This is a genomic window from Candidatus Binataceae bacterium, assembly GCA_035500095.1.
Taxonomy (GTDB): domain Bacteria; phylum Desulfobacterota; class Binatia; order Binatales; family Binataceae; genus JAKAVN01.
This window is the reverse complement of the sequence record DATJXN010000085.1, coordinates 1-5,157: the sequence shown is the minus strand read 5'-3', so window position 1 is coordinate 5,157 and position 5,157 is coordinate 1. Positions and strand designations below refer to the sequence as shown.

Below are 5,157 nucleotides of genomic sequence, written 5' to 3'. Positions count from 1 at the left end.
GGCGGCGGGCCCGCCCCCTCGCGCCCATGGCGGCGGCGCCGCCGCTTCGGCGGCAGACGATGCCGGAGCGCGCCGCGCCATAAGCCCGGTTGCGCGCAAGCTCGCCGCCGAGCTCGGCGTCGAGCTTGCGCGCGTGACAGGCACCGGCCCCGGCGGGCGTATTACGCGCGAAGACGTGGAGCGCGCGGCCGAGGCCGCGCGAGCACTGGCGGGTGCGGGCGCAGCGCCGCGGGCAGCAGCGGCAGGCGCGCCTGCCCCTGCCGCCCGCGCCCCGGCTGCCCCAGCCGCGCCAGCCGCCGCGGGCGGTCCGCCGCCGGCGGCGCGCAGCATTCCGATGCGCGGGATGCGCAAGACCATCGCCGAGCGCATGTCGCAGAGTCTGCGCGAGGCCGCCCAGCTTACTATCACCAGCGAGGCCGACGTTACCGCTGCGGTCGAGTTGCGCGAGCGCCTCGTGCGCCAGTTCGATTTCACCTACGGCGACCTGCTGCTGCAGGCGGTGGCGCGGGCGCTGCTGCGCCATCCGCGGATGAACGCGCGGCTTAGCGGAGACGCGATCGCGATCATGCCGCAGGTCAACGTCGGGATGGCGGTTGCGCTCGATGACGGGCTTATCGTGCCGGTGGTGATGGACGCGGATAAAAGGCCGTTGCGCGAGATCGCCGCGGTGACGCGCGAGCTTGGCGAGCGCGCGCGTGCCGGCAAACTGCGTCTCGAAGAGGTAAGTGGCGGCACCTTTACAATCACCAACCTCGGCACGTTTGGTGTCGACGCGTTCACCCCGATTATCAATACCGGCGAGACCGGCATTCTGGGCGTGGGCCGAATCGTCGAGAAACCGGTGGTCCATCGCGGCGAAATCGCGCGGCGCTCGATGATGACGCTCAGTCTGACCTTTGACCATCGATTGATCGACGGTGCACCGGCCGCGCAATTCCTTCAAACGGTGATCGAGATTTTCAACTTCGGCGAGCGCTGATGCGCGAAGAGACAACTCGCGCCGCGTCCCGGATCGCCGCGGCCGTGGCGGCGGCGATACTGACCCTCGTGCTGGGCGCGAGCGCGGCCAGCGCCGTCGACGGCGACGCCTTCAGCAGCCCCCCGGCGCCCAAGCCTTTCAACTGGGACAAGCTGGCGCAGGAAGCGACGGCGCTGCTGTCCCAGTACATCCGCATCGATACGACCAATCCGCCCGGCAACGAGCTGGGGGCGGCGCGGATGCTCCGTGAGCGATTTCTTGCCGACGGGATTCCCGCGACCGTTTGGGAGCCGGCGCCAGGCCGCGGCGTGGTGGCTGCGCGTCTGCGCGGCACCGGTAAACACACCAAGGCCATCGTATTGCTCAGCCACATGGACGTGGTGCCCGCCAATCCCAGGCAATGGCAGGTGCCGCCCTTCTCGGGCGAAGTCAAGGACGGCGATATCTGGGGCCGCGGGGCGGTCGACGACAAGGGGCCCGGGGTGATCGAGCTGATGGCGATGCTGGCGATCAAGCGCGCGGGCATCCTGCTCAAGCGCGACGTGATCTTCATCGCGACCGGCGACGAGGAGGAAGGCGGCCGCAACGGCGCCGGATGGTTCGTCGAACACGAGAAACAGGTCTTTGGCGACGCCGGCTATCTGCTCAACGAGGGTGGAGGAATAGAGCAGACGCCCGGCCATCATCGCTTCTTCGCCGTCTCGATAGCCGAGAAGACCCCGATGTGGATCCGGCTGACGGCCCAGGGGCCTGCCGGCCACGCTGCGGTGCCGCCCGACGAAACCGCGGTCACGCACCTCACGGCGGCGCTGAGCAAGCTCATCGCGTACCGTTCTCCGGTCCACGTGATTGACGTGGTGCGCGACTATTTTCACGCGGTGGCCAAGCTCGACGGCGGTCCGAGCGAATTCAAGAACGTGGCGGTTTCCTTGCGCAAGCCTGCCTATCGACGTGAATTTCTTGCGATCCCGCGGTTCAACGCGATGGTCAGCGATACGGTAACGCCGACCGTGCTCGGCGCCAGTCAGAAGACCAACGTGATCGCTCCCACGGCCTACGCCGAGGTCGATTGCCGCCTGCTGCCTGGGGCCGACCCGGCCGAATTTCTCGATCAGATCCGCCGCGTCATAGGCGACGACACGATCAAGGTTGACGTGCTGCTCAACTTCCCCGCGTTCTCGTCGCCTTCGCGGTCGATACTGATGAACGCGATCAACGCGGTTGCGTGGGAGGACGGCCACGACACCGTAATCCCCACGATGATTGCCGGCTTCACCGACAGCCATTACTTTCGCGCCGCCGGTCTGGTCGCTTATGGTTTCGTGCCCGTGGAACTGACTGCAGCGCAGGAAAAGACCGTGCACGGAGTCAACGAGCGGATCGAGGTCAAGGAGCTGGGTAACGGGATCAGGCGGATGGTTGAACTATTACGCTTCGTGGGCGGAAGCTGAGAGATGCGGATGGAGGCGGGTAGGGACTATGCTGCACGCGGGAGTCGGATTCTCGATCTCGAATAACCCCAGGGTCGCCGCGGCCGAGGCCGCCCGCGCGGCGATGGCCCAGGCGGGACTGCATCACGCGGCTGGCGCGCTATGCTTCGCGACCACCGCTCACGGCGCCGCCTTCGGGCTCATTGTCCGCACGGTTGCGGCCGAGGCGCGGACGCGCGAGGTCGCCGGATGCTCGAGCGTGGGCGTGATCGCCGCCGAGCGCGAGATCGAATCCGGACCGGCGGTCGCGGTGATGGTTTTTGGCGGCACTTCGCTCAGCGCCAAACGGCTCTTTGTGCCCTCGCTGCGTGGGCGTGCGCGCGAGTCCGCCGCCGAGATCGCGGCCGCCGTGCGCCCGGCGCTTGGCGCCAACAACCTGCTCTGCCTTTTTGTCGACACCTACAATACGGAGCCCGACGTGCTTTTGAGCGCGCTTGAACGCGAGCTTCCCGGGGTCATGGTCGTGGGCGGCGGAGCGAGCGAGGACGGATCGATCGGCGAAACTTTTCAGTTCTGCGGCGACACCGTGAGTTCCAACGCGGCGGCAGGGATGCTGCTCGCGGGCGATTTCGACCTTAACGTCGGCGCATCGCTCGCCTGCACGCCGCTTGGCAGGACCTACCGGGTCACTGCCGTGCGCGACAACGTCCTGGCCGAGCTCGACGGACGCCGCGCCTACGACGTCTTCGCCGAAGCCGCGGGCCCGCTGGCGGAGGATCTCAGGCGCGCCGTCGCCTTTGTCTTTCTGGGCGTTCCGCTCGACCCGCAGGCCGAGCAGATGGAGCGTGGTCGCTACCTGGTCCGCAACATCGTGGGCGCGAGCAGCGAGCATGGCGTGATCGCGGTCGCCCATCGGCCGAAGATCGGCGACCGGCTCGGTTTTGCGCTGCGCAACGGCGAGCGCTCCCGCGACGACCTCAAGGCGACGCTCGAAGCGATGCAGACGCGGGCAGCCGCGCCGCCGGCCTTTGGGCTCTACTTCGATTGCGTCTCGCGCGGCGCGGCGCTCTACAACATTCCCGATCACGATTCGGCGTACATCGGCCGCTACCTCGGCCATGTGCCGATTGCCGGCTTCTTCACCGGTTTCGAAATCGGCCCGCTAGGCACCGGCTGCGGCGCGCTTCAATACTCGGGGGTGCTGGCGCTGGTGAATGGCAAAACCGGCTGAACCGCGGAGAGTGCGCCGCGCCTGGATGCGCCCGCGGGCGGCGCGCTTGCAGCGCCGGAACGGTTAGTGGTAGCTGGAATCTGGCTCCGGGGCGCGGAGATTTTTCGCACACGGAGCGCGTCGCGGTCCGCGAGCACATCGCGGGCCGCAATGGAGGAACGGGTAAGTTGGATTTCGGATTTTCAGAAGAGCAAGAGATGCTGCGCGACGCGGCCAAGCGGTTTCTGGCCGACAATTGTTCGACCAAGTTCGTGCGCCAGATGATGGCCGACGAGAGCGCGCACGACGCCGGCTTCTGGCGCAAACTGGTTGACCTCGGATGGCCCGGGCTGCTGATTCCCGAGGAATACGGCGGCCAGGGCGGCAGCTTTCTCGATATGACGGTTATCGCCGAGGAAGCCGGCAAGTCGCTCATCCCCGGCCCCTTCTTTGCCGCCGCGCTGCTCGGAGCACCGATCGTTATCGAGGGCGGTTCCGATGCGCAGAAAAAACAGCTGCTTCCCAAGATGGCGAAAGGCGAATATATCGCGACCGTCGCGATCGCGGAGGCCGCGGGACGTTTTGACGCGGGGGGAATCGAGCTTAAGGCCGAGAAGAAAGGCTCCGACTATACGATCGCCGGCGAGAAATTTTTCGTGCCCGACGCGCAGGTCGCCGACTGTATCGTGGTGGCTGCGCGCAGCGCCGGCAGCGGCGAGAGCGGCGTCACGCTGCTGATGGTGCCGGCGAAGCAAAAGGGCGTCACCATCACCCAGCTCAAGACCGTGGACATGACGCGGCGGCTTTGCCACGTCAAGTTCGACGGCGTCGCGGTCCCCGGTGCAAACGTGCTCGGCAAGGAAGGGCAGGGATGGCCGATACTGCGCCGCACCTTGGACGTCGCAACCGCCGCACTAGCTGCCGAGATGGTGGGCACCGCGCAAAAAGCGCTCGACATCGCGGTCGATTACGCCAAGACCCGCGTGCAATTCGGCAAACCGATCGGATCGTTCCAGGCCGTCAAGCATAAGTGCGTTGACATGATGGTGGCGGTCGAGAATTCGCGTTCGCTCACCTACTACGCATGCTGGACGGTTGACGAGCGGCTGGCCGAGGCGGCGACCGCGGTGCCGATGGCGAAAGCGTACGCCTCCGACATGGCCAAGAACGTCACCAGCGAAGCGATCCAGGTGCATGGCGGTATCGGCTTCACGTGGGAGCATGACATGCATCTCTACCATCGCCGCGCGCTCGCGGGTGAGGCCAATTTCGGCAACGCGCCAATCCATCGCGAGACCGTGGCGAAGTCGCTGCTCGCTTAAGGCGCAATCCGCCGATCCCATCGGCGCATCACCGGCTGAAAGATTCGGGCCGCGGTCCTCATGGGGCCGCGGCCCCGTCATTGTGCGCCCAGCATGGCGCGTGACTTAAGAGGTGGAAGTCCTCTGTGCGAGCAGGCCGCGTCGAGCACTAGCGAAGCGCAAAGGCGTCATCGTGAGATGGGGTCTGGAGGAAGCGTGGAGCAAAGCCGCGAGCCG

Annotated in this window: 4 protein-coding genes; all 4 read left to right on the top strand. The window is 66.7% G+C overall.

Annotated elements, in window-relative coordinates; translation table 11 throughout:
• A partial coding sequence (locus VMI09_08550) for a dihydrolipoamide acetyltransferase family protein (GenBank protein ID HTQ24732.1) occupies positions 1-979 on the top strand: 979 nt, incomplete at its 5' end.
• Positions 979-2,430: a M20/M25/M40 family metallo-hydrolase gene (locus VMI09_08545; protein ID HTQ24731.1), complete on the top strand. Its 1,452-nt coding sequence runs from the start codon at positions 979-981 to the stop codon at positions 2,428-2,430. The genes VMI09_08550 and VMI09_08545, both read left to right, overlap by 1 nt.
• Before the next feature lie 28 nt (positions 2,431-2,458).
• Positions 2,459-3,640, top strand: coding sequence for an FIST N-terminal domain-containing protein (locus VMI09_08540; protein HTQ24730.1), 1,182 nt, complete (start codon positions 2,459-2,461; stop codon positions 3,638-3,640).
• A gap of 167 nt (positions 3,641-3,807) precedes the next feature.
• The gene (locus VMI09_08535; GenBank protein ID HTQ24729.1) at positions 3,808-4,941 is read left to right on the top strand and encodes an acyl-CoA dehydrogenase family protein; all 1,134 of its coding nucleotides are present in this window, start codon (positions 3,808-3,810) and stop codon (positions 4,939-4,941) included.
• Positions 4,942-5,157: the final 216 nt, after the last annotated feature.